The 22,672-nt window shown below is 41.4% G+C and carries 22 protein-coding genes; 16 read left to right on the plus strand and 6 right to left on the minus strand.

From position 1 onward, the window contains the following. On the minus strand, window positions 1–1,605 hold the full coding sequence (locus J8M00_RS12805; RefSeq protein WP_211010668.1) for an esterase-like activity of phytase family protein: 1,605 nt from the start codon (window positions 1,603–1,605) through the stop codon (window positions 1–3). A gap of 210 nt (window positions 1,606–1,815) precedes the next feature. On the opposite strand from J8M00_RS12805, the gene J8M00_RS12810 reads away from it, so the two are divergent. Then, the gene (locus J8M00_RS12810; protein ID WP_211010670.1) at window positions 1,816–1,953 is read left to right on the plus strand and encodes a hypothetical protein; all 138 of its coding nucleotides are present in this window, start codon (window positions 1,816–1,818) and stop codon (window positions 1,951–1,953) included. A 127-nt stretch (window positions 1,954–2,080) separates the two neighbouring features. On the opposite strand, the gene J8M00_RS12815 is transcribed toward J8M00_RS12810, so the two are convergent. Beyond that, window positions 2,081–2,551 (minus strand): DMT family transporter, encoded by a 471-nt coding sequence (locus tag J8M00_RS12815; RefSeq protein WP_247687356.1) that lies wholly within the window; start codon window positions 2,549–2,551, stop codon window positions 2,081–2,083. A 409-nt stretch (window positions 2,552–2,960) separates the two neighbouring features. On the opposite strand from J8M00_RS12815, the gene J8M00_RS12820 reads away from it, so the two are divergent. Both J8M00_RS12820 and J8M00_RS12825 read left to right on the plus strand, forming a co-directional pair. Continuing rightward, a complete protein-coding gene (locus tag J8M00_RS12820) occupies window positions 2,961–3,689 on the plus strand; it encodes an Ig-like domain-containing protein (protein ID WP_211010672.1) in 729 nt (242 codons plus the stop codon). Window positions 3,690–3,951: 262 nt separating this feature from the next. Further along, the gene (locus tag J8M00_RS12825) at window positions 3,952–4,701 is read left to right on the plus strand and encodes an SDR family NAD(P)-dependent oxidoreductase (RefSeq protein WP_211010673.1); all 750 of its coding nucleotides are present in this window, start codon (window positions 3,952–3,954) and stop codon (window positions 4,699–4,701) included. A 26-nt stretch (window positions 4,702–4,727) separates the two neighbouring features. On the opposite strand, the gene J8M00_RS12830 is transcribed toward J8M00_RS12825, so the two are convergent. Then, complete coding sequence (locus tag J8M00_RS12830; RefSeq protein ID WP_211010674.1) at window positions 4,728–5,723, minus strand: ATP-grasp domain-containing protein; 996 nt, start codon at window positions 5,721–5,723, stop codon at window positions 4,728–4,730. Continuing rightward, window positions 5,723–6,067 (minus strand): DUF413 domain-containing protein, encoded by a 345-nt coding sequence (maoP, locus tag J8M00_RS12835; RefSeq protein ID WP_211010675.1) that lies wholly within the window; start codon window positions 6,065–6,067, stop codon window positions 5,723–5,725. The genes J8M00_RS12830 and maoP overlap by 1 nt, the downstream gene beginning before the upstream one ends. 105 nt (window positions 6,068–6,172) lie before the next feature. On the opposite strand from maoP, the gene J8M00_RS12840 reads away from it, so the two are divergent. Continuing rightward, window positions 6,173–7,045, plus strand: coding sequence for a LysR family transcriptional regulator (locus J8M00_RS12840; protein WP_211010676.1), 873 nt, complete (start codon window positions 6,173–6,175; stop codon window positions 7,043–7,045). 100 nt (window positions 7,046–7,145) lie between these two features. Further along, window positions 7,146–7,682 (plus strand): hypothetical protein, encoded by a 537-nt coding sequence (locus J8M00_RS12845; RefSeq protein WP_023402040.1) that lies wholly within the window; start codon window positions 7,146–7,148, stop codon window positions 7,680–7,682. Here J8M00_RS12845 and J8M00_RS12850 read toward each other — a convergent pair whose 3' ends face one another. Next, on the minus strand, window positions 7,683–8,432 hold the full coding sequence (locus J8M00_RS12850) for a spermidine synthase (RefSeq protein ID WP_211010677.1): 750 nt from the start codon (window positions 8,430–8,432) through the stop codon (window positions 7,683–7,685). 137 nt (window positions 8,433–8,569) lie between these two features. Between J8M00_RS12850 and J8M00_RS12855 the strand changes: the two genes are divergently transcribed. From J8M00_RS12855 to J8M00_RS12885, 7 genes are all read left to right on the plus strand, one after another. Next, window positions 8,570–9,373, plus strand: a complete 804-nt coding sequence (locus J8M00_RS12855) for a substrate-binding periplasmic protein (protein ID WP_247687357.1) — start codon at window positions 8,570–8,572, stop codon at window positions 9,371–9,373. 102 nt (window positions 9,374–9,475) lie between these two features. Next, window positions 9,476–10,981, plus strand: a complete 1,506-nt coding sequence (locus tag J8M00_RS12860) for a PAS domain-containing sensor histidine kinase (protein WP_211010920.1) — start codon at window positions 9,476–9,478, stop codon at window positions 10,979–10,981. Window positions 10,982–10,984: 3 nt separating this feature from the next. Beyond that, the gene (locus tag J8M00_RS12865; RefSeq protein ID WP_211010678.1) at window positions 10,985–11,440 is read left to right on the plus strand and encodes a response regulator; all 456 of its coding nucleotides are present in this window, start codon (window positions 10,985–10,987) and stop codon (window positions 11,438–11,440) included. Window positions 11,441–11,567: 127 nt separating this feature from the next. Continuing rightward, entirely contained in the window at window positions 11,568–12,224 is a 657-nt protein-coding gene (locus tag J8M00_RS12870) for an ABC transporter ATP-binding protein (protein ID WP_211010679.1), read from the plus strand. Continuing rightward, window positions 12,217–14,628, plus strand: coding sequence for an ABC transporter permease (locus J8M00_RS12875; RefSeq protein ID WP_211010680.1), 2,412 nt, complete (start codon window positions 12,217–12,219; stop codon window positions 14,626–14,628). The genes J8M00_RS12870 and J8M00_RS12875 overlap by 8 nt, the downstream gene beginning before the upstream one ends. 8 nt (window positions 14,629–14,636) lie before the next feature. Beyond that, window positions 14,637–15,716: a lipocalin-like domain-containing protein gene (locus J8M00_RS12880; RefSeq protein ID WP_211010682.1), complete on the plus strand. Its 1,080-nt coding sequence runs from the start codon at window positions 14,637–14,639 to the stop codon at window positions 15,714–15,716. A 159-nt stretch (window positions 15,717–15,875) separates the two neighbouring features. After that, entirely contained in the window at window positions 15,876–16,211 is a 336-nt protein-coding gene (locus J8M00_RS12885) for a zinc ribbon domain-containing protein YjdM (protein WP_211010684.1), read from the plus strand. Between the two features lie 44 nt (window positions 16,212–16,255). On the opposite strand, the gene J8M00_RS12890 is transcribed toward J8M00_RS12885, so the two are convergent. Beyond that, window positions 16,256–17,965: a two-component system response regulator gene (locus J8M00_RS12890; protein WP_211010686.1), complete on the minus strand. Its 1,710-nt coding sequence runs from the start codon at window positions 17,963–17,965 to the stop codon at window positions 16,256–16,258. 658 nt (window positions 17,966–18,623) lie between these two features. Between J8M00_RS12890 and J8M00_RS12895 the strand changes: the two genes are divergently transcribed. Genes J8M00_RS12895 through J8M00_RS12910 form a run of 4 tightly spaced genes read left to right on the plus strand, consistent with a single transcriptional unit; the run spans window position 18,624 to window position 22,657 of the window. Next, window positions 18,624–19,730, plus strand: a complete 1,107-nt coding sequence (locus tag J8M00_RS12895; RefSeq protein WP_211010688.1) for a hybrid sensor histidine kinase/response regulator — start codon at window positions 18,624–18,626, stop codon at window positions 19,728–19,730. Window positions 19,731–19,787: 57 nt separating this feature from the next. Continuing rightward, window positions 19,788–20,765 (plus strand): ABC transporter substrate-binding protein, encoded by a 978-nt coding sequence (locus J8M00_RS12900; RefSeq protein ID WP_211010690.1) that lies wholly within the window; start codon window positions 19,788–19,790, stop codon window positions 20,763–20,765. Window positions 20,766–20,776: 11 nt separating this feature from the next. Next, window positions 20,777–22,219, plus strand: coding sequence for a sensor histidine kinase (locus J8M00_RS12905; protein WP_211010692.1), 1,443 nt, complete (start codon window positions 20,777–20,779; stop codon window positions 22,217–22,219). 3 nt (window positions 22,220–22,222) lie between these two features. Next, complete coding sequence (locus J8M00_RS12910; RefSeq protein ID WP_211010693.1) at window positions 22,223–22,657, plus strand: response regulator; 435 nt, start codon at window positions 22,223–22,225, stop codon at window positions 22,655–22,657. Window positions 22,658–22,672: the final 15 nt, after the last annotated feature.

Genomic DNA, 22,672 nt, shown 5'->3' on the forward strand with positions numbered 1-22,672 from the left:
TTATTTGTCGAGTGTGAGGTTTTCAAATAAATAGAGTGTGTTGCCATCAACTTTTGATTTGGCGGTATCTAAGTACTTTTGTTCCAAAACGCCACCGGTTGACCAAGTAGCAAAGTCATCATCGTTGAGTACGGCCAGTCGACTGTTATCTATTAGCCACATACCTTCAAGCTTGTCATGGGGGTATGCAATTTCTTGCACTAGATCCAATACCAGAGACTTGCTAACAGGCGTGATCGCATGCGCTGAGAGTGTATCCCATCCTGACTCTAGCACTGTTTGCTCGAGCGTTTTTCCCGCGACCAATAAACCTAAGTTGGGATCTTGCGTAAGGTCTGTTGTTTCAGCTACCTGTTCAAGATCGGTTGCTCCTTCGAGGTTAATTTTATAAATGCGTTTCATGGCTTCAGGGTTTTGCTCATAAAATGCACCATCTCGTTCAATAACTAAAAATTCGGTATTCGAAAGCGCCACAATGCCTGAATTGGAGTTTTGCGCTTTTTCTTGTTTATATAAAAACTGCCCAATTTGCTTCGTTTTCAAGTTAACGGTCACAATGCGAGTGATATCGAGTGCCTTAACCGCTTTGTCCGGGTTGTAGAGCGTTGATTGCATAATCCCCACAAGTGTTGTTTCGTCAGGTGTGATTGCTAAGCCTTCCATGCCTCTATTTGCCCTGCGATGTTCATATTCTTGCGGTAAATTGATAGTGACACGTTCATCATGGGAAAATGCATTGATACGACCTATCTCTTTACCGTCGCTATCAAAGTGCACAATGTGCGGACCGTACTCGTCGCTCACCCAAAAACTGCCATCCGACAGAGCCACAAGCCCTTCGCCGTCTAATCCATAATCATCCAACTTAATTGGGTTGTGCGTTTGATCAAAAGGCTGAGCTTGATCAACCAAAACAGGTTGGCCTTCAACTGTGTATGGCGTCTCTCCGGTTCCACCTAGATCGGAAGTGTTAGGCAGGCCGCTAATAGGTGTGCCATCGGGCCTTTTGAGAAGGATTTCTTTTAATTTATTTACCTTACCAGTGGCGGTCAATTCGAATAGACCGATACGCGGCGTATAGTCAGGAGTAGGGAATTTTTTTCCTTTGCCGTAGTCGCCCGTGAAACTGGCATTTGGGCCTCGATCTGTGAGTGCATAAAATTGATTTTTAATGCTTGGGTGCGCCACCATATCTGAGCCATATCCGCCGTTACGAATTTCGAATACACTGCCTTCAACACTGCCGTTTTGTATATCTTTTCTCAGTGCTGTATAGGGCAGCTTTGCGCCATTGGCGGTGAGAGGAGAAGGCTGACACACGTAATTAGTTTGATTGATTTCATTGTTATTTAGCGCGCCGTTACTATTTTGATCGACCCCAGAGTGCACAGCTACACCGCCAAAAAAGCAATGGGTATCGCCCATATTGAGCACTTGTTGATCGATGAGGCTCGCTAGGCCTGCATTTCCATCTTTACCAGCGGAACCTTCCGCGCCGTTTTGGCCTGCTTGTCCATTTGAACCATCTTTGCCGTCGTCACCACTGCAAGCACTTAAAAGCCCTGCTAATAAACACGTTATTAGACTTAAATTAACCTTATTCATTTTTAACTCCTTATTATGTAATGCTCAAAGGCATGCTTTGATTAAAATGTGAGCTAGCATATACATCTCTGGTCATAGATTTATGACAATAAACAAAGAAAGAGTTTGATATGTCGAGCCGGCTTTGGGGATCAAAAAAGGGCAAGTTTATAAAAGCTGGCTTTGTCTAGTTGATGCTACTGAAAGTCAGATCATCGCTTAAAAGGGCAAATGCGTTTTAAACTCGATGATAAAGAGTGGACATTTGAGCTGATTGAGTACGCACAAGAGGGTATCACTGTATGTGATTATGAAGTGGGCCAATCTTGTGAAACCAAAATGACATGGTTATTTAATAAACCAGAATAATTACTAGAAACGTTTTTTACGGTAATCGAATAGGTTTTCACGAATGTAATTAAATAGCGCGCTCGGTGTCTCACTTGGCGCGCTTTTTAGTTGCTAAAAGTATGCTGCAAAGCGTTTGAAGTGCTCATTAACTCTGTTGTGGTTTGCTCAGCACGAGCACTATTCCTGCAATCATCAAAGTTAACCCCGTGAGGCGCTTATAATCTAACGCGTACTGTTTGACCCCAAAAAAGCCGAAATGATCAATCACTACCATTGCGATGAGTTGACCTAGCAATACAAAAGCGATGGCATTAGCAATGCCAAATTTAGGCGCCACCCAGCTAATAGTCAGAATATAAAACATGACAAAACATCCACCGAAATAAAAGTACCAAGGTGTGCCTGTTGCATAGAGTGTTTTGGGCAATCCGCTGGTGGTAAACAGGTAGGTAAGTGCGATACAGAATCCAACAAAAAGTAAAATGACAGCTGCAAGGGCTGTATTTTGCAGTTTATTAGAAAGTCCACCATTTAATGCCGCCATGATAGGAATACCCAAGCCCGCAACAAACATAATGAATCCGTATAGCATAAAGTTCTGTGTTCCTTGGAGCATGTTGTTTTCCTCGTTTCTATATGTTGTGGTCTGTACTTGAGTAATTGTCAGCCGTCACTTTATCCACCATCACAGCAGTTGTAAAATCCGGATTATTTATTTCACTGAACGTGTTAACCGCTTAATGGTTTGGATTGACGGCGCGCCATTACCTGTGATTGAAAAGCTAAAATCAGCCATAGCGTGATTGTTGACAAATTAATTGGCACTAGGGTGTATATGGTCATGAATATTAGCTGTAAATGCTGAAGTCAATAATGGAATACAAGTAAGGATGTGAATTTTCGTTTGGATCATAGAAACTAATTATAAATAGATTTATATTGTGTGGGATTTTTTAATCTACATTTTGTGGAAATTTAAAATTGTTTTATTTGCAATAAAAAGTAATAAAGAAGGAATTGTTTAAATGATTAAAAATACATATAAAGCGCTTATGGCTTTAGCTGGCTCAACCTTATTGATGAGCACAGCCCAAGCCGCACCTGTTTTGAATAAGGCCATTCATGAGTTTAATGCCGGACTTTATATTCAAGAAGAGTTTAATATTTTAAAAGATGACAATGTCATTGACCCAAACTATGCAAGTCAGGAGCTAAGGATCCAACTCAGTCCTGATAAGTCATATAGCCAGATTGGCTTTTACGATAAAATCCGAACTCAATATGGCCAAGCGATTGCGTACAATACCGTTGACAGGCGTTGGGTTAAGTTCAAAGGAAAAGTTTTATACTTTGCGGCTGTATCTGATGGCACAAATAAATTTGAGACCATCCCATTTCGGGTATTGAACCCCGCGGGGGAAGCTTCCGAGTGGGGAGAAATCAGGATCAGCCTAGATAATGCATTTGACGGGCACTATGATGTTTATCCAAGCGATGACTTCTCACAAACTAGTATGGGTCAACCCGTTGCTATTGATGTAAAAGCCAATGACAGTGATGTTCCCTATTACTTTGGCGTTGAAGTATATGCCAGTGCGGCCAATGGACGTGTCACTGTAAACAATGACAAAACGATCACTTACACACCAAATGCCGGGTTTGTTGGGCAAGATTCATTTAAATATCGCATTAAAGGAAATAATTTATATGATATTTCCAGTGCGCCTGCAACAGTCACTGTTGACGTAAACTAATTTAATACGTATTTAGGTTATAGTGCGCAATACAGGCTATTGCGCATTTCAATCAATACCTTGGTTTAATTTTGCTAATGGATGCTATTTTCTTTTATGTGTAGTGTTTTATGGTCATAGATTAAATCAAACTATCTAAAACGGTATATTTACATTGCGGCGCTTGAGAGTGGGCGCATTAACGTGTTTTAATTCAAAAGCGCTTCCGATGCTTTTTCAGTATCGCCTATTACAAAAAAATAAAAAATCATGAGAAAATAACATGTCAGCAAAAGCCATTATTATTGGGGCCACTTCAGGCATTGGCAAAGCACTTGCCATTCATATGGCAAAACAGGGTTATAAACTTGGTTTAACTGGGCGGCGTGAACATCTTCTGCATTCATTGCAACAACAACTAGGCACTCAAACTTGTATTTCCGTGATGGATATTGCTCAGCCACAAAACGCGATTGCGCAGCTTAAATATTTGATTGAACAGATGCAAGGTGTCGACATCATTATTATCAATGCGGGAATAGGCAGCTGCGAGCCTGATTTCCCGCTCAGTGGAGAGCTCGAAACAATAGCTGTCAATGTGACAGGTTTTACTGGTATCGCCAATACGGCTTACCACTATTTTGCTCAGCAAAGGGCGGGACACCTAGTTGCGACGTCATCAATTATGTCATTGAGAGGTGGGCCATGCGCATCATATAACGCATCTAAAGCTTACATTGCCAGTTACCTTGAAGGTCTATATTGCCGAGCCTATAGAGACGGTATTGATATATCGTTGACGGATATACGACCAGGGTTTGTCGACACTGACATGGCCAAAGGCAATGGCATCTTTTGGCTGGCCCCCGTGGACAAAGCTGCACAACAAATTCTGTCTGCTATCGAGAAGAAAAAGCGTATTGCCTATGTTACTAAAAGGTGGCAGTTAATCGCGCTATTAATGCGCTTTATGCCCTTTAAAGGTTTCGTGAGGTTGATGTTAGGAAGCAAAAGCCGAGCAAAGGCAGACTAATATCTTTGCTCGGCTTCTTGTTGATGTTAGCCTTTCACTGACTCAGTTTCTTTTTGAGGCTGCACATTTGAACTATTTTTAGCAGCACCCGCTTTTTTTGTATCTGCTGGTGTTTTGTCAAAGATACCAAGGCGGATCCGAATAAAGTGGAAGATCTCTTTTGGTACATTAATGTCTAAAGCCGTTTCTAGTCCTTCAAAACCAGGGGAAGAGTTCGCTTCGCAAATTTTGAAGTGCTCTTGATCAAATAGCAGGTCAATACCCGCTACATCTAATCCCAGAACATTGGCAGTTTGCGTGGCTAGCCATTCAATTTCTGGTGTGATTGGATGAGGTCGACCTTTGGCACCAGCGCTTACATTGGCTTTAAAGTTTTCACCATTGGAATTACGCTCCATACAGGCAACCGCTCGCCCACCGATGGTGAAAATGCGTAAATCCCTGCCATGACTCGCTTTTACAAACTGTTGCAAGATGATGTTTGCTTTAGGGTTAGTGGCTTCTATTAGTTGCATCAAATCATCGAATTCGCTTTTCGATTTGGATAAGAATACGCCGCTTCCCTGTGAGCCTGAAAGTGTTTTCACTACAACAGGAAAACCAATTTGCCGCTCTACAAGTGCGACATTAACCGGGAACTTGACCAACATTGTATCTGGGGTTGGCAGATTCTTCTCCGCTAGAATTTGTTGAGCAAATAGCTTATCTTTTACTGTTTCGATAGAATTTGAACTGTTGACACAGTACACACCTAATCGCTCTAAATGGCGAATAATAGCCAATGCAAAATAAGTTGTGCCCGCCCCCATACGTGGTAAAACGAAGTCGGGTAGCTGATGCTTTTTCCCATCAATGAGAATACTTTTTTCATCATCTCGGGTAACAGTTAAATCAAATTGATCTGGAGAGAATACCTCGAGCTCTATATTTTCCTCTTTTGCAACTTCTACTAGCCTGTGAATTTCATAGGCTTCTTGTCGCAATAAACTCGCATTTTCTTTGTATATTATCCAGCCTCGCACTAATAGTTTTCCTCTGTATCGCTGTATGAATCTTGATTGCTTGGTTTAGATGTGGAACTTAATGTGTGTATACATCGTTTTTGGGTGAGCTTTTTGTATTTTTGCCAGAGCCTTTCAATTCTTGTATCGCTTTGCTTTGAGCCGTCTATTGTTTGCAAAAACAGCTCTTCTACTTGATTGGCTGGCGCCTCGATACCTTGCTCTAGAATAAATAACCTTCTTCCCACTAGAGTGAGCATTTCCGACTCTTGAATAGTGAAGTGCCCGCTTCTGTTGAAGCCGTTGGGAAAGTTGATATCATCATAGAAGTTACTAGATTTTAAAAAGCCATGTAATAGTTCCATAACGCAATGCTCATATTGACAATCAATGGTATTTTCACGGAGTATGCGGATGAATTAAGTCCGTGTACAACAATATAATTTTATCGTAACGATAAGAGGTAATCGGTGGATATTGAGCTAATAAAAACATTTATTGAAGTGAAGGATAGTCGTCACTTTGGGAAAGCAGCGGAGAACCTATATTTAACGCAAGCTGCTGTTAGCTCTAGAATTAGACAATTGGAACAGTATTTTGGAGTACAGCTTTTTGTAAGAAATCGCAATAATATCCAGCTAACCCCCGCAGGTGAAAGGCTAGTTAGCCATGCTGAAACCATGATTAAAACACTGAGAATGGCAAAACAAGATGTCGCGCTCACAACAGAGCAGTTAACTCAGATCAGTTTAGCGGGGACGCCGAACACTTGGGATACTTATATCCATGATGCTATCTCAAAAATTTATGCTCGGCATCCAAATTTAAGCTTGGTAGCTGAAATTCAGTCCCGTGAGCAGATCTCGCGCCATTTAATTGAACGCACATTAGACGTTGCGATTCTATTTGATCCACCTAAAGTGGATGAATTAAAAATTGAGCACTTGCACACATTTGAGCTTATCCCCGTTTCCACTTTTGCAGCAGAAGTGGAAAACCCTGAAGAAGTAAAACGCTACATTATGGTGGACTGGGGAACGAACTTTAATAGTTGGCATGCGAAAGAATTGAAAGATATCGCGATCCCGTCAGTTAGGACTAGTACCGCTCGGATTGCGCTAGATCTGATATTACAATGTGGTGGTAGCACCTACTTACCAGATGTGATTGTAGAGCCCTACATAGACCAAAAGTTGCTCTATCGTTTGGATGATTTACCAACATTCACCAGAGAACTGTTTGTCGCCTATCATAAAGACAATGAAAATGCAGACAAATTGCATGAGATTAGAAAAATGCTGAGAAAGGAAGAACCAGAAGCGCCTTCTATTTTAACACCATAGAGAGTAACAAATATCGGCACGCCAATTTGTGTTTTGCCCTCATAAATCGGTCTTGGAGACTTGTCAATCTAGGATATCTAGCTAAGATCGAGCGTTTGAAATGTTTCATTACTTAACTGCTGAGCACCCTATGCCAAAATCTAGAACAAGCCAGTTAATCTATACAGTGGTACTGAATAGAGCTTTTTTACTGTTTCCTTTAGTGTTGATCTGTTTGTTGGTGACCAATATTACGGTGGAAGATCTACGCTTTTTATTTGGGCATATGGACGAACATGGCTACCAAAATATCATTGATAATGAAGCGACTATCACGATTTTATTAATTGGCTTTGGCGCAGTGATGGATGGCAGAAAGATTCTCTCTAAAAGGGCTTGGGACAGTAAACAAGACCCTAATCTAGAACAACATAAAATGTTAAACGAAACATCAGAATACTATGGCTTTATGCTGATTGTGATAGGTATATCCATTGAAATAGTTGATCAGCTAGCCAGTTACCTGCGTAATTTTCAAGTCGAGTTATTAATGTTTGAAGCTTGGTTTAGTATTGTCTTGAATGTGGTCGCTATCGGCGTAATGTTAAAGGCAGCCTACAAAATTGCTTTGATGGACAAGCAAGCGCATCAGCTATAGTTAGGTTAAATGATAAGACAGCCCTTGTGCTTTGCTGGAGGTAAAAAATGCTTGTTGATGCCAAACTGAGCTAAGCTTTTTACCTTCGCAACTCATCACCCACACAATGTTCGCAAACTGCGCCGCTTTAAAACCATAAATGAGGGCGTTAGGGTATAGCTCGGTGAGCACATTGGAAAGTTGCTCAATGTGTGACTGCTCAGTGAATACGGTATTGATAACAAGCCAGCCATTTTTCGCTAGTAAGTTTTTCAGGTTAGTGTAAAAGTTGCTATCAAAGATAAAGGGCACGAGCGTTTGGGAAGCAAAAATATCCACTATTAACAAGTCAATCTCATGTTTAGGTGCTTGTTGCACAAAATCATATGCATCCGCACAGTGGATCAGGTTGTTTGTTTGCTGCGGATTAAAGAATTGATTGTATATTTCTATAACTTGTGCACTTTTTTCAACGGTTTCAACCTGTATATCTGGATTATGGGCATTGAGATATCGAAGCAGGCCACCACCACCTAAGCCCAATTCAAGTACAGAGTTTACCTGCACAGCCTCTAACAACGGAATGGTCATAAATAACATATGAGGAAACATTAAGCTCTCAGGCTCCGCTTTTGACATAGCGGTTTGTAAAACGCCGTCAAGGCAAAACCAGCGCAATGTATCGTTTTCGAATACTTCGAATGTGTGTTGCTCAATTACTGTATTTAACAGTACGTTTGGCGGCGTCGAATTTACAGGTGAATCACTCATAAGACCAGATCAGGAGTTGGACCGATTGTTCATCTTAGCGTTTTATTTCTAGTTTTGTAATATAAATCAGTTATGTTAGTGATGATTTGCTTCGCTTGTATCACTTTAAGATACAAAGTGAGTGCTGTTGATCTTTTATGCGAAACCAGTCAAACTCAACGACCCTTATAGCAAAAATAAAAACAATGTTACGTCGCTGTCTTTTTGTTTTCATCATGGTCTTTTGTGGACTCATTGTTACTTCTGCTCAAGCCAAGGTAATTAGGTTTGTTGCCGAAGATCTGCCGCCCTATCACTATTTAAATGAGCAGGGAAAACCTGATGGTGTATTGGTCGACATCGCCAAAGAACTCCAATTACACAGTGGACTTGATGCAAAAATAGAGATTTTGCCGATGGCAAGGGCCCACCACGAATTGCAGACAAAATTTGATGTTGTAATGTTGGCTTGGTTAAAAACGCCGAGAAGAGAAAAACACTTTCAATTTTTGGGCTCTATGTGCCAAAGCTCTGCATCATTGATTGGACTAAAAAGCAATGTCGTCCAACTGAGTCAGCTTGACGATGCAAAACGCCTGCGCACGAGTACTATCAGAGGGTATTACAGTGAGCAGTATTTAAAAGAAGCAGGCTTTTCTGAGGAGCATGATTTGGTGTTGGTGTCTCATTACAAAAGTATGTGGCAAATGCTGTACAAAGGCCGTACCGACCTCATTTTAACCAACACAAGAACGCTAAAACGCGAGTTAGATGAACTCGGGCTAGATCCACAGCTGCTCGAATACAAGCTGACGTTACACGATTTTCCTTCTGAACTTCACCTTGCAGCCAATCCGCAATTTTCCAAGTTGGATGCGCAAAAACTCAAGCATTCCCTTGCGGCGATAAAGGCTTCGGGACGCTACGATGAGATAGTCAAAAAATGGCGGTTTATCAATTAGCCCTATAGCGGGAACTTATTTTTATTCGATTTATCAGCGCTATGATTTTTCATTGACTACACTTTGATCATCATCTCAAAGTCAGGAAACAACAAAAGCGTGATGGAAACAAGGGAGTTGCAGCTAGATACTGTATTGGATAGCGTTAAAGATGGCTTTTTTATGACCAACAAAAGCGGGGAGATCCTCAGCTTTAATTACTCAGCAACGCAAATTTTTGGTTACGATAAACACGAAGTCATTGGCCAAAACATCTCCCTACTTCTGCCTGACTCCGAACAGCCAAAATATGCTCAGTATTTGCTTGATGTCACCAACTCAACATTTGGTGAGCAAGAAAGTAAAGACTACGGTATAGGCATTGAAATGATTGCTCTGAATAAAGATGGCAATACATTTCCACTTGAGCTTGCCATAAGTGTTTTACCCTCTAATGATATTGTGCTTGGCACTGTGCGAGATATTTCTGAGCGAAAACAAGCTGAGCTGTCAATCAAGTCTTATGTTGAACATATCGAAACCATTATGGATACGGTACTGGATGGGCTTATCACCATAGATATGCGAGGTGTGATCCACGGTTTTAATGCGGCGGCTGAATCTATATTTGGTTTTCGTGCTCGAGAGGTGATCGGTCGCAATGTTAAAATGCTGATGCCTGAACCCTTTCAATCTGAACATGATTCCTACCTAGATAATTATCATACAACAGGTGATAAGAAAATCATTGGTATCGGGCGCGAAATAACAGGCAAGCGCAAAAATGGTTATTTATTTCCTATGGAGCTGGGTGTAAATGAAATGACCGTGCAGGGCAAAACAATGTTTGTCGGTACTGTACGCGATATATCTGAACGAAAAGCTGCAGAAATAGCCATAGATTCCTATATTCGAAAATTGCAGATAAGTAATTCAGAGCTCGACCAATTTGCTTATATTGCTTCTCATGATTTGAAAGAGCCATTACGGGGTTTGGCGAACAATGCACTTTTTTTGGAAGAAGATCATGCCGACTCCCTAGAAGGAGAAGGGCTTAGACGCATTGCTCGGATCCGCTTTTTATGTACCCGGATGGAAAAGCTCGTTGATAGTTTACTGTATTACTCTCGACTTGGCCGTCAAGACTTGGCGGTTGAAGAAGTAGATTTAAATGAACTAATTGACAGTGTAGCAGAGCTCACCTTACCGGAAGAAACTACTCAAAGTGTGCATTTGTTAATCCCAAAAGCGCTGCCCAAAGTTACTTGCGATAAACCTCGGGTGTCAGAGTTATTTCGCAACCTGATATCTAATGCTGTGAAGTACAATAATTCAGCTCGAAAAGAGATAGAAATCGGGGTCAAGTCCTGTGTAAACCCTCATTCTAATGTATTGGAGCATCAGGTTTTTTATGTAAAAGACAATGGCATAGGTATTGAAGGGCGCTTTTTTGAAGATATTTTTCGAATATTTAAACGGCTTAATGAAGAAGATGATTCGGTGCGTGGCACGGGCGTAGGGCTCACATTTGTTAAAAAGATTGTGGAGAGACACAATGGTCAAATATGGGTCGAATCGGAACTTGAACAAGGTAGCTGTTTTAATTTCACCCTAAAGTTGGGAGAGTGAGAAATGGATAAAGATTTGGGCCTGCTGTTACTGGTCGACGATAATCCCGATGATTTTGAAGCGATTTTAAGAAGCTTAAGAAAAAGTCACTTTATGAATCCAATTCAATGGTGCCAATCGGGCCAAGATGCGAAAGACTTTTTGTATAAAACGGGCAAGTATAGCGAGCATGAACATTTAAAAAGGCCCGTTCTGGCGCTGGTTGACTTAAATATGCCCGGTGTCGATGGCCGACAATTGCTCAGAGAGCTCAAAGCTGATCCTAAAATGTGTTCTATTCCCATTGTGGTGTTAACAACCTCAAGCGACCCTCAAGATATTGAATCTTGTTATGCCTTAGGCGCTGCGTCGTATATTCAAAAACCCGTTGAATTTGACGACTTGGCAAATGCCTTTAAGGTTCTAAAAGACTACTGGTTTAATGTTGCGCTATTGCCCACAATAGATGGCTATGACTAACACTGTGCAGTAGACGCTAATAGTTTCAAACAGTTACCCAAAAATTGTTACAATTTAATTTTTGCTTCTGACTAGATCAAGCAGGCCTGAGGGTGCACAATAGGTACGTAAACATCTCGAGGCTGACATGATCCAGTTAAAAAATGTTGTATTTTCTAGAGCCGATGGCGCGGTTCAACGACGTATTATTAATAATGTTTCTGTGACAATTGAGGGCGCGCAGCAAGTCGCCTTGGTGGGCGACAGTGGTTCGGGAAAAACGACTCTGTTAAATTTACTGGCCGGATTATTGATGCCTGACAGCGGTGAAATCAAAGTTAATGGTACCGTGATCTCTGGCTTCGATGACAATCAGCTCGCCCTATATCGGCGTAAAATAGGAGTGATATTTCAACACTATCAGCTACTTGAAGCATTAAATGTGGCGGATAATATTACCTTTCAAGCGCGTTTAAATGGCCTCGAAGTATCACAACAAACGCTTTCTACTCTCGCTCAGCGACTCGGAATTGCACACAAGCTCACGGCTTTGCCTTGTGAATTGAGTGGCGGAGAGCAGCAACGAGTTGGTATTGCAAGGGCCATTATCAACCAGCCCAAGGTGATCTTGGCAGATGAACCAACCGGAAATTTAGACAGTGAACGCAGTCAAGAAGTACTAGAGTTACTACAGTCATTATGCAAAGAGCATCAAATCAACTTAGTGATGGTAACGCATAGTGAAAAACTGGCCGTTCAGTTTGAAAGGCAGTTGAGGCTCAAAAATGGGCAGCTACATGACTGAATTTAGGCTTATATTTTTCGCTTATTGGCAGTTTTATCTTCGTCACAAGGGACTTTTTTTACTTTTTATATTAGGTTTTAGTTTGGGCACGGCTTTGATCAGCGCTATTTATGGCTTAAATCTAGAAGCGTCTAAGCGTTATACCAATAGCAGTGCGTTACTCGCAGTCCCGGTTACTCACTTTGTTAAACCTAACCTCGGTACACAGCGCCTCCCTGAGTCGGTGAGAAAACAATTATCGCGCCAAACTAACATTCATTTTGAAGTCGTCTTAGAGGGCCGTGTACAGCTGGAAAATAACAAATGGCTCAGTATCAAAGGAGTCAATTTACTTCATTGGGCCTCGCAATCGGCATCAAGTTCGCAAACAGCCTTGAATGAGCAAAACCATGCTCGCGGAGCACTATTTGATACGGTTTTCTTAGACCCCAAAATGATTGCAAGGTTAGGCTCGAACTCACTTAGTATCAATGGCGTCAGCTATCACATTTCACCATTTGAAGGGTTGGGTTATCAAGCGCTTATGGACATCAGTTTGGCGGATAGGTTACTCAATGCCAAAGGTGAAGTGAGCTATCTGGAGTTGTTTGACATAGATGAAGCCGCCACTATTTATTTGAAGCAAGCGCTGCAAGGTAATGCAAGATTAGAGCGGGCCGACTCTCAGGCGTTTGACACGCTTTCAGGACCATTTTTCTTTAACCTTCAAGCTTTGGCATTACTGGGTTACATTGTTGGCGCATTTTTAAGCTTTAACGCAGTTAAGCTGGCATTTTCTGCTAGGACAATCTTGCACAAACAGCTCTATTTGATGGGCTGTCAACCGAGCAGGTTAAAGCAAGCCATGTTTATAGAGTTGGGTTTACTTGGGTTAGTGTGTGCCTATTTGGGAGCGTTATTTGGTGTTTCGCTGGCTAATGTGTTGGTTGCTGATGTCACGCAGGTTTTGCGCAGTTTTTATCAGTTAGATAGAGCATTAATAGTGCACCTAAATTGGTCAATGGTGGCACTGGGATTTGTGCTTAATATCGCTGTGTTGTCAGGCTTCTTTTTTTCAAATCGACTCACCTACCTATTCGCGAAAAAAGGAGTTATATGGCTTGTACTGGCTGGGCTTTGCAGTGGTGCGGTATTACTTGCTTTGTTTGCTAAAAGTAAACTTGTCGCCTTGTTATTATGCGCGGTTATATTGCTGATTTTCTTTTGTATTACACCGAGTGTGATCACTCGAGTGTTTTCATCTCGCTGGCCTACGCAATCGCCTCTGATATTGTGGCTCAAAGCAGACAGTCAAGGGCAACTTAAATCTTTGTTAAGTGCCGTATTGGCAACTTTGATGGCAATGGGCGCTGCAATTGGCATGCTAGTGATGGTCAAAAGTTTTAGCCATACGTTAGACGGCCATTTGGAAAGCAGGCTAAGTGCCGATTTGTATGTACGCCCGGCAGAGGTTACCACACAAATGCATAGTCAATTGGCGAAAATGCCTCAAGTTGAGAGGGTAGGGGTGTATTGGCAAGCACGTAGCGAGCTGATTGATAAGAGTAGGCAAATACCCGTTAAGCTCGTTAGTTTTGGTCGCGACGCAAGCTTTCATCAGCATGTTACGTTACTGGGAGGCCATGAGGTAACGGCGCAGCATATCTCTCCCCATCAAGCGGGTATGCCTCGGTGCTTGGTAAATGAGCCTGGTTGGCGTTTATATGGCATTGAAACTGGACGTACTGTTGAGGTTAGGCAGGGACGGCAGGTGTTTGAATGTTTGGTTACCGGGATATTTTATGATTACGGCGAACAGGAAGCGACATTGTTGACTGCCACAAGTGTCATAGAGCACAGTGATTTTAAGTATCAAGCATTTGGGTTTTCACTCACGCTCATCAATGACGGCGATATAAATATGGTAACTGATTATCTAGTTGAGCAACTGTCCATTGAGCGCACGCAGGTGAGCGTAAATAAAGTGTTCAAGCAGTATGCAAAACAGCTATTTGAAAACACGTTTAGCGTCACTCATGCGTTAAACATATTTATTATGTTAATCGCGTTGTTTGGTGTTTGGGTGAGCTTTTTGACACTTGGAAGACGACAACTTCAGCCTATGGCTGTGCTGCAAACTTTGGGCGTGACTCGCTCACAATTATTGCGCGCCAAGCTCCTACAAACCTTGATTATTTTGACAGTTACCATTGTATTGGCAATACCTTTGGGGATTTTATTGGGGTGGGTGCTCCTGACTTATGTGATGCCTTTGGCATTTGGTTGGAGCATGGCGATGGTTTTGGATTGGCAGAGTATATTCGCGTTTAGCCTGGTGGTATTGAGCCTAGCCATGTTTGTTGGCGCACTACCTATGCTGAGACTGTTAAAACGCAATGTAGCAGATAGTGTCGCTAAGCTATAGAGAGTCAAATGAAAACAAAGTTTACAGCAATAATAATAGGTTTTGTGATAGTGATTGCCGCGCTATTGCAAATGGGTGATGAAGTGACAAATACGCTGCCAAGTGCTCACCTTTTTTCCTTGCAAAGTGGTGAGGAGGTTGAGCCAGGGACCACTTTAGCGTTTCCTAAAGATCATGGTATTCACCCTAAGCAAGGCATTGAGTGGTGGTATGTGACCGCAAATTTAGAAAGCACAACAGGTGAAAAGCTGGGTGTGCAATGGACATTGTTTAGAGTAAGTATGCCAGAAGTCTCTTCTGAAACATCGAGCCCTTGGTGGGATGGACAGTTCTATTTTGCTCACTTTGCTGTGCAAACTGACACGCAACATATGGCATTCGAAAAGTCGGGTAGGGTATCAGATGTTACGATTAATGCATTTCCGTTTGAAGCTAGGCTAAAGAACTGGTCGTTGGAAAGTGTTGACGAGTCCTTTTTGCCCTTAAGCTTAACTGCCAGCCAAAAAGGGTATCGTGTTGCACTGCAGCTCGACAACAGCCCAAGAGTCTTGCATGGCAAGCAGGGGTATAGCCAAAAAACTCAGGATGGTCATGCGTCAATGTACTACAGCTATCCATTTTTAGACGTCACAGGGGAAGTGGAGTTTGACTCCCAGCTTCACACAGTCAAAGGGCGAGCTTGGCTTGATAGAGAGTGGTCATCAGCATTTATTGACCCGAGTCAGGCGGGGTGGGACTGGTTTAGTTTGCAAGCCGATAACCCGGCAGATGGCGGATTAATGGCTTTTTGCATTCGCTCATCGAGTCGCCGCTATGAATATTGCAGCGCGACGAAGATTGATGAAAATGGGCAAGCTCAGGCATTTAATAATGATCAAGTTTCATTAGAAGTATTAGAACATACTCAATTGGGAGATGTTACTTACCCAACGCGTTGGCAGCTTAGGGTCGAAGGGATTGAGCCAGTTGAGATTCAGAGCATTAACCCTGACTCGCGCAATAAGCTGAGCATTCCTTATTGGGAAGGGCGAGTGAAGAGCCGTGGCGGGTTTTCAGGTGCAGGGTATGGGGAGTTAGTAGGGTACTAACCCATTAATTTGCAGGTTACTAAAGCAATAGACGTTTGATCAAAATCAGGCGAATAATTGTTTGTGTTAAAAAATTCCAACATTGTGTGGATTTTTTCTCGCGATGTTGCGAAGGAGGGATTATCATGCGCACAAAGAAACTTATATAGGCAGTAAAGTATGTCTTGCCCTCCTTGTCCAAAGTGTAACTCTGAGTATGTATATCAGGATCAGAGCCAATTAATCTGTCCAGAATGCGCTTATGAGTGGGATCCGTCTGAATCTGAGGAAGATGATACACCGCAAGTAAAAGACGCCAACGGCACATTGCTCGTTGATGGTGATAAAGTAACAGTGGTTAAAGACCTTAAAATTAAAGGCAGTTCACAGGTGATAAAAATCGGCACTAAAGCCCTAGTTAGGCGCGTGTTGGACAAAAAAGACCACGAGCTTGACTGTAAAGTTGATGGTGTAGGTGAAATGATGGTAACTGCAAAGTTCGTCAAAAAAGCATAAAATACCAATAGTCACTAGTGCACTGAGCAGCATAAGCAGTGCACTCAATCTTCTGTCGAATTATCTAAAATACACTCGATTAATGTATCGACAGGCATAGGTTTACCAAAAAAGTACCCCTGTAGGCGAGATACTCCAGCTCGCTGGCACACATCTACATGCGCTTTGCACTCTACGCCCTCTGCGACAGTTTCGATTGAGATCCCATGTAACATGGATGTGAGTCCATCCAGCATCGCTTGGGCTTTTTTATCATCAACTGTTCTCTCAATTAAACTTTTATCGAGCTTAACAATATCAATCGGGTAATTTAACAGGTGCGATATAGAAGAAAACCCGGTGCCAAAGTCATCGAGGGCAATTTTGCACCCGCTGCTTTTGATTAATTTCAGGGTTTCCAAAGTTGCGGTATTATTTTCCAGCAGTGCGGTCTCGGTCACTTCCACAATAACATTGTTGAGGTTGACGTGATTTTCTTTAGCTTGCTCTATGATAAATGCGTTGAGGTTTAAATCATGAATTTGCAAAGGAGAGAGGTTGATTGACAGCGCGATGTTGTTGGAGTTTGTTTCATCGACCAGTTGTGCGTATTTAGCCAATGACTTTTGAATGATCATCCTGCCAAATGTTTCAATCAGTCGAAGCTTTTCTGAAGCGATGATAAACTCAGCTGGTGAGGCTTTGGAGTCACCGAGAGGGAGTCTTACAAGGGCTTCGATGGCAATAATATTGGCGCCTGTTGTATTAAAAATAGGTTGAAAAAAAACGTCAAAGTTGTGGTTTTTTATCACGGTTCTAAGTTCGTTTTCAATTTGAAAGAGCCGATAAAATTCCCGCTCCAAAGATTCATCAAAAAAGCAGGCTTTGTTTTCTTTTTGTTTTTTCGCTTTATACATGGCGATATCAGCTTGTTTTAGCATGTCTTCCGCTGTGGTTTTTGAAGCGCAAAGCGTAATACCTATGCTGGCAGTGCTGTAAATTTGATGTTTATCATAGTGAAATGGCTCGTCGAAACTAGACAGTAGTCGCTCAGATATCGCCAAGGCTGCGTTTGAGTCCCTAACGCCAGAAAATACGAATGCAAACTCATCCCCGCCAAGCCTTGCAAATAGGGGGCTTTCTCTAAAGCTTGATTTAACCCGGTTAGCAAACTCTTTTAAAACAACATCGCCCGCTGAGTGCCCTAAACTGTCATTAATCAATTTGAACCCATCGATATCTAACAACATCACAACTACATATCCATCGAGGCTACGCATATTGACCAGCAGCGAAGTTAGTGCATTTTCGAAATATCTACGGTTGAAAAGCCCGGTTAATGTATCGCGCTCGGCTAGTTGCTTAACTTGTTGATAGCTATGAGTAAGTTTGTTCTGTAAGTCTATTCTTCTTTGAGATTGTTTGATACATCTAATGAGTTGGGTTGAAGTGACTTCATCTTTGAGCAATAAATCCTGAGCACCGGCATTAATACAGTTAACCAGCAACTCTTCATCTCTATTGTTTGTGATCATAATGATCGCACAATCCTCGCAGATGTTTTTCGATTTTAATGTCATCAATAATTGAAGCCCATTTTGCTTGGGCATTTGATAATCTAACAATACAATATCGAATTCATCTTGTGCGATAGCAGTCAGCCCGTCCTCGGCGCTAATTGCTTCTTTTATATTAAATTTTTTCCCCGAGCAAATTAAAGCTTCTTTCACCAGCTCACGGTCAATTTTTTCATCATCAACCAGCAATATGTTCATTTGCTGCGCTCCCTGTCGCCACGGTGGCTGTGGCCTGATCTTCTGATGTATTTTAGTGTTAATAATCAGCCTAGTTTAGGAGTAAATATTTGGCTAGCGAAGTGGCTATTTATTTACTAACTTAGTATTACTCTTAGTTGATGTTTATCTTGATTAAGGATGCTTTTTTTAGGTGGATAGGGCGGCAGTGCAGGATACCAATATACGTTGGTCATGGTTGCTAAAGAGCCGTGCGAAATCGTGGCTTATGCTGTCAGTGGCAACATACATTTTTTAGTTCACATGGAAAACTTAGCCAGTGGTTTACTATACTTTTTGAAGCGAAGCGCATAGACGCACTGGGACGGTATGGTTGGTGTTCATTGCGCCTTTAAAAAAGAACAAGTGCAATGGCTGTAAGGTCGCGCAATTACCTAAATAAACACGGATATTGAAGCGCTCATAGCGCATCTTTGAGAGTGTGCACACAAACAAAAAAGCCGACGTAAAAGCGTTGAGAAGATAATGCTGCCATTATTTGGCTATATGCCAGTTGAGAACGACACAAGGGCAGGGCTTGCATTCAATTGATAATAATGGTCGTTTAGGTATGAGCTTGGGCACAGCTTAAGCAGGTAAATCGCTGATTTGGTTTGGGGTGAGGTATAAAGGAGTATAGATGGACGTTTTGAATGTTTTGTTAGTAGATGATAGTGAGGACGATCGCTATTTTTTAAAGAGGACACTGACGAGCGATGGATCTCATTGGCATATTTTGGAGGCGGAGTCAGGTGAACATGGCTTGGATATATTGAAAAGCCATCAGGTTGATATTGTTCTGTTAGATTATTCGTTACCTGGCACCAATGGATTAATGACGTTATCGGCCATTAATAAACAGTTTCCGCTATTGCCCGTTATAATGCTCACAGGGCAGGGCAGTGAAACAGTGGCTGCGGAGTCTATCAAAAATGGTGCATCAGACTACATAAGCAAAGGCGGTCTCACGCACCTGTCATTGATGAAATCAATCAATTCTGCAATGCACTCTGCGCGGTTGCATCGCAGAATTGAGGAGAAAAATAGAGAGCTTTCGCAGTTTGCATACGTATTGGCTCATGATCTAAAGCAGCCGGCAAACGCAGTTCAAAAAATGAGCCAAGTGATTGTACAAAATTATCATCAATGTGTTCCTGCCAATGTGTTGGATAAACTGACTCTGATCAACCAATCATCGTTGCAAATGTATGGGCTAATTGATGCATTGGTATGTTATACCCAGCTAGATTTAGACGATTCACACCTTTTTGAAAAAACGGATTTTAACAAGTGTGTTGAAATAGCAATATCGAATCTCACCACTCAAATTGAATCTTCCAGTGCTAAAATTACATGTTCAGATTTACCGTCCATTACGGCGATCCCAAGCTTCGTTGTACAGTTGTTTCAAAACATCTTAGAAAATTCCCTTAAATACTCTGAAAGTCAGCCATTTATTGATATCTCTTGTCAGTGTGATGAAACTTGTTGGCATTTCACCGTACAAGATAATGGTATTGGTATTCCACCACAATTGAGACATAAAGTGTTTGAGCCATTAGCCCGCTTACACAATAGTGAATCTTACGCAGGGTCCGGGTTAGGGTTGGCTACTGCAAAAAGAATCGTCAACAAACACTGTGGAGATATCTATTTTTCAGATAGTGAATGTGGTCAAGGCAGTAAGCTACACTTTTCTGTCTCTAAAAAACTGAAGGTATCTGAAAAAGAACAAGCGCTCAGGTAGGTCAAAATTGGGTAAGTGAATAAGCAGGTCTGCAAGAGTATTCCAAGGAGATATAGTGTGTTTATAGGTCGATTCATATTACTGTTTTTATTGGTGCTATCTTCAAATGCCGAAGCCCAAAGAATACTGATTGTAGAAACGCTTCAGGTCCCTATTGTCACCACTCACACCAAGCACATAGTGTCCAGATTGAAACGATTGGATAACCAATTGGAAATTGATGTATTTGATGGCAATGGGCAAAGCGCTCTCATAGAAGCGCATATACAAGAAAAGCTTGCTTGTCGCTGCTTTGATTTACTGATCGCTAATGGCACACTTGCTGCGAAAATAGGTAAAAAACTGCTGGTCGATCAAGGTATTCCTATGGTGTTTGTGACAGTTGCTGATCCACAAGGTGCCGGGCTAACCATGGCTGACAACTCCAGCAATCACTTTATTACGGGTAGAGCATATTCAGTAAGGCGCGGCACCAAGTTAGAGATCGTCAATCAACTATTTAAGAATGATAAAGTAAACATTGGTATTGTTGCGACAACATATCCAGCCGCTTTGACAGACATACGCAGGATTGAGGTAATAGCCAAAGAATATAAAAACATTCAATTAACTAAAAAAGTCATTGAGTATCAGGATGTGAGTAACGCCTCACTAGATGATACCTATTTAGCAGCGTATCAAGCTGCAAGTGCGATTCAATCACAAGTGGACTTTTTCTGGTCTGTGAATGGACCACTTAGCGAAAAGAGTGAATTTGTCCCTGCCATGTCCATTTTGAAACCTATCTTGTATGGTGCAAATATTAAATCAGTGCAACAAGGCGCGTTGTTTACGGTTATTCCTGATCCAGAGTGGACAGGGAAAGAAATAGCTAATATTGTCGTTAGAATATTAAGTGGTACCCCTGCCAACAAAATTGAAATTCGCTCTGCGTCAAAGAATATTCTCGCATTTAACGTCAAAACCGCCACATCGCTGGGCGTTGTTATACCCTTTAGCTTGCTCAAAATAGCAGGCGAACATGTGTATCATTAACGGGCGACAATATGAAACTTAAGTATCTTTTATTTATAATTTTTTTCCCCTTAATGGTACTTGGTCCAGCTGCGGTGGGGTTTATTGCATATCAGTTTATTGAGCAAACAACTTTCGAAAAATTAACATTGCTAAATGATATGCATACGACAGATTTTATAGGCTTACATGTTGAGTCACGAAATCAGACCTTAATTAAAAACAAACTGGATAGCTATCCGAGCTATGTAAATGCGTATAAAAAAGAGGTGCTGTTAGAAGTTAAGCAAAGCTATGAGCACTACGACGGCAGCTTTTTAATTTTTGATAAGACCCTCGATAAGTGGTTTTACAAAGAAGGCTATTTAAAGGGTGAGTCTAAGACGCATTTAAGTGCAATCGGCTTTGATGTCCTTGATGGCGTCAATGTGGTTAAAATCGGTGCAGAGCAATATATCTATTCCAAACATGTATTTTCCCCTTGGGAGTGGGAAATATACGGCATCTATCCGCTATCTAAGGCGAGCGGGCTTTTATATGAAATTGGCTTTGCTGTATTTTGGGTGTGTGCGTTTATTTTAATGTTACTTTTTGTCATAACCTCCTTTATTTATAGATATTTATTTCTTAACCCATTAACTAAAATCACGCAGTTTTCAGAAAATGTGTCAATGCTAAAGCTTGATAATAAGCTGGTTATAGAGTCGCCGACAGAGTTTGCTGTTTTGAGTCATTCATTGGAAACAATGCGGGTTAAATTGAATGACAACTTAGAAAAAATTGAGGCTGCAAATGAAGACCTCAGTGAGTTTTCTTATCGAACTTCGCATGATTTAAAGTCTCCACTGACCGCGTCTAAGCAGCTTGCTAAGTACGTATTGGAAGATATTAAAAGTGGTAATTTACAAGAAGCAACCAGCAGTGTTGAACGCATTTTTAATCAAATGTCTAAGTTGGAATCCCTGGTCGACGACGTGTTGTCTTTAACCCGTGTTGATCTGGTGACAGAAAGAGATGAATTTCTTGATGTTCATGATTTACTAAGTGAAGTCAAAGCTAAAATAGACACTTTTTTTCACACCGAAGAGTGTGTGCTGACTATGAAAGTTGATATGGACGACCCAAAAATATTTGGACAGCGAGTGCGTTATAAACAAATAATTGAAAACTTGGTATCTAACTCTTTTAAATACAAAGACGCTGCTAAAAAGCAGTGTTTTGTCACAGTTACTTTGAAAGATAATGACCATGATGGGATTATGCTTGAAGTTGAAGATAACGGTGTTGGTATACCAAAAACGTATCATCACGAAGTCTATGATATGTTTAAGCGATTCCACCCTCAGCTATCTTCTGGTTCCGGACTTGGCCTTGCAATTGTCAAAAAACACGTTGATAAATTGAAGGGTTATATCAATTTTGATACGTCCGATCAGGGAACTCGATTTACGATACACATTAAAAGGAATAAATAGACAATGACGCCATTTTCAGTATTGATAGTTGATGACAATGAAGATGATAGGTACATTTTAAAGCGACAACTAAGGGATTCAAAATTACCCATTAGCAAGGTATTTGAAGCGTGTGATGGTGTCAATGCTGTGGATTTTTTTGAAGACAGTAAACAACATGCAGCAATGAGTGATGAGGTTTATCCGCCAAAGTTTATATTCCTAGATATCAATATGCCACTGATGGGAGGCTTTGAGTTTTTAAGAGTATTTGAGGGAGTGGTTAAAAAGCTAAGCCTTGATTCAATTATCATTGTTATGTTTAGTAGCTCGGAAAGAGAGCAAGATAGAAAAATGGCGTTGAGTCACTCTCAAGTGAAAGGTTATTTTATCAAAGGCGCATATGGCGTTGAGTGTTTAACAGAGCAGCTGAGATTGATGGCCGACTCAAACAGCTGAAGAGCCGACTAATGT

Origin of the sequence: Pseudoalteromonas luteoviolacea (assembly GCF_018100925.1) — a bacterium.
GTDB lineage: Bacteria > Pseudomonadota > Gammaproteobacteria > Enterobacterales > Alteromonadaceae > Pseudoalteromonas > Pseudoalteromonas obscura.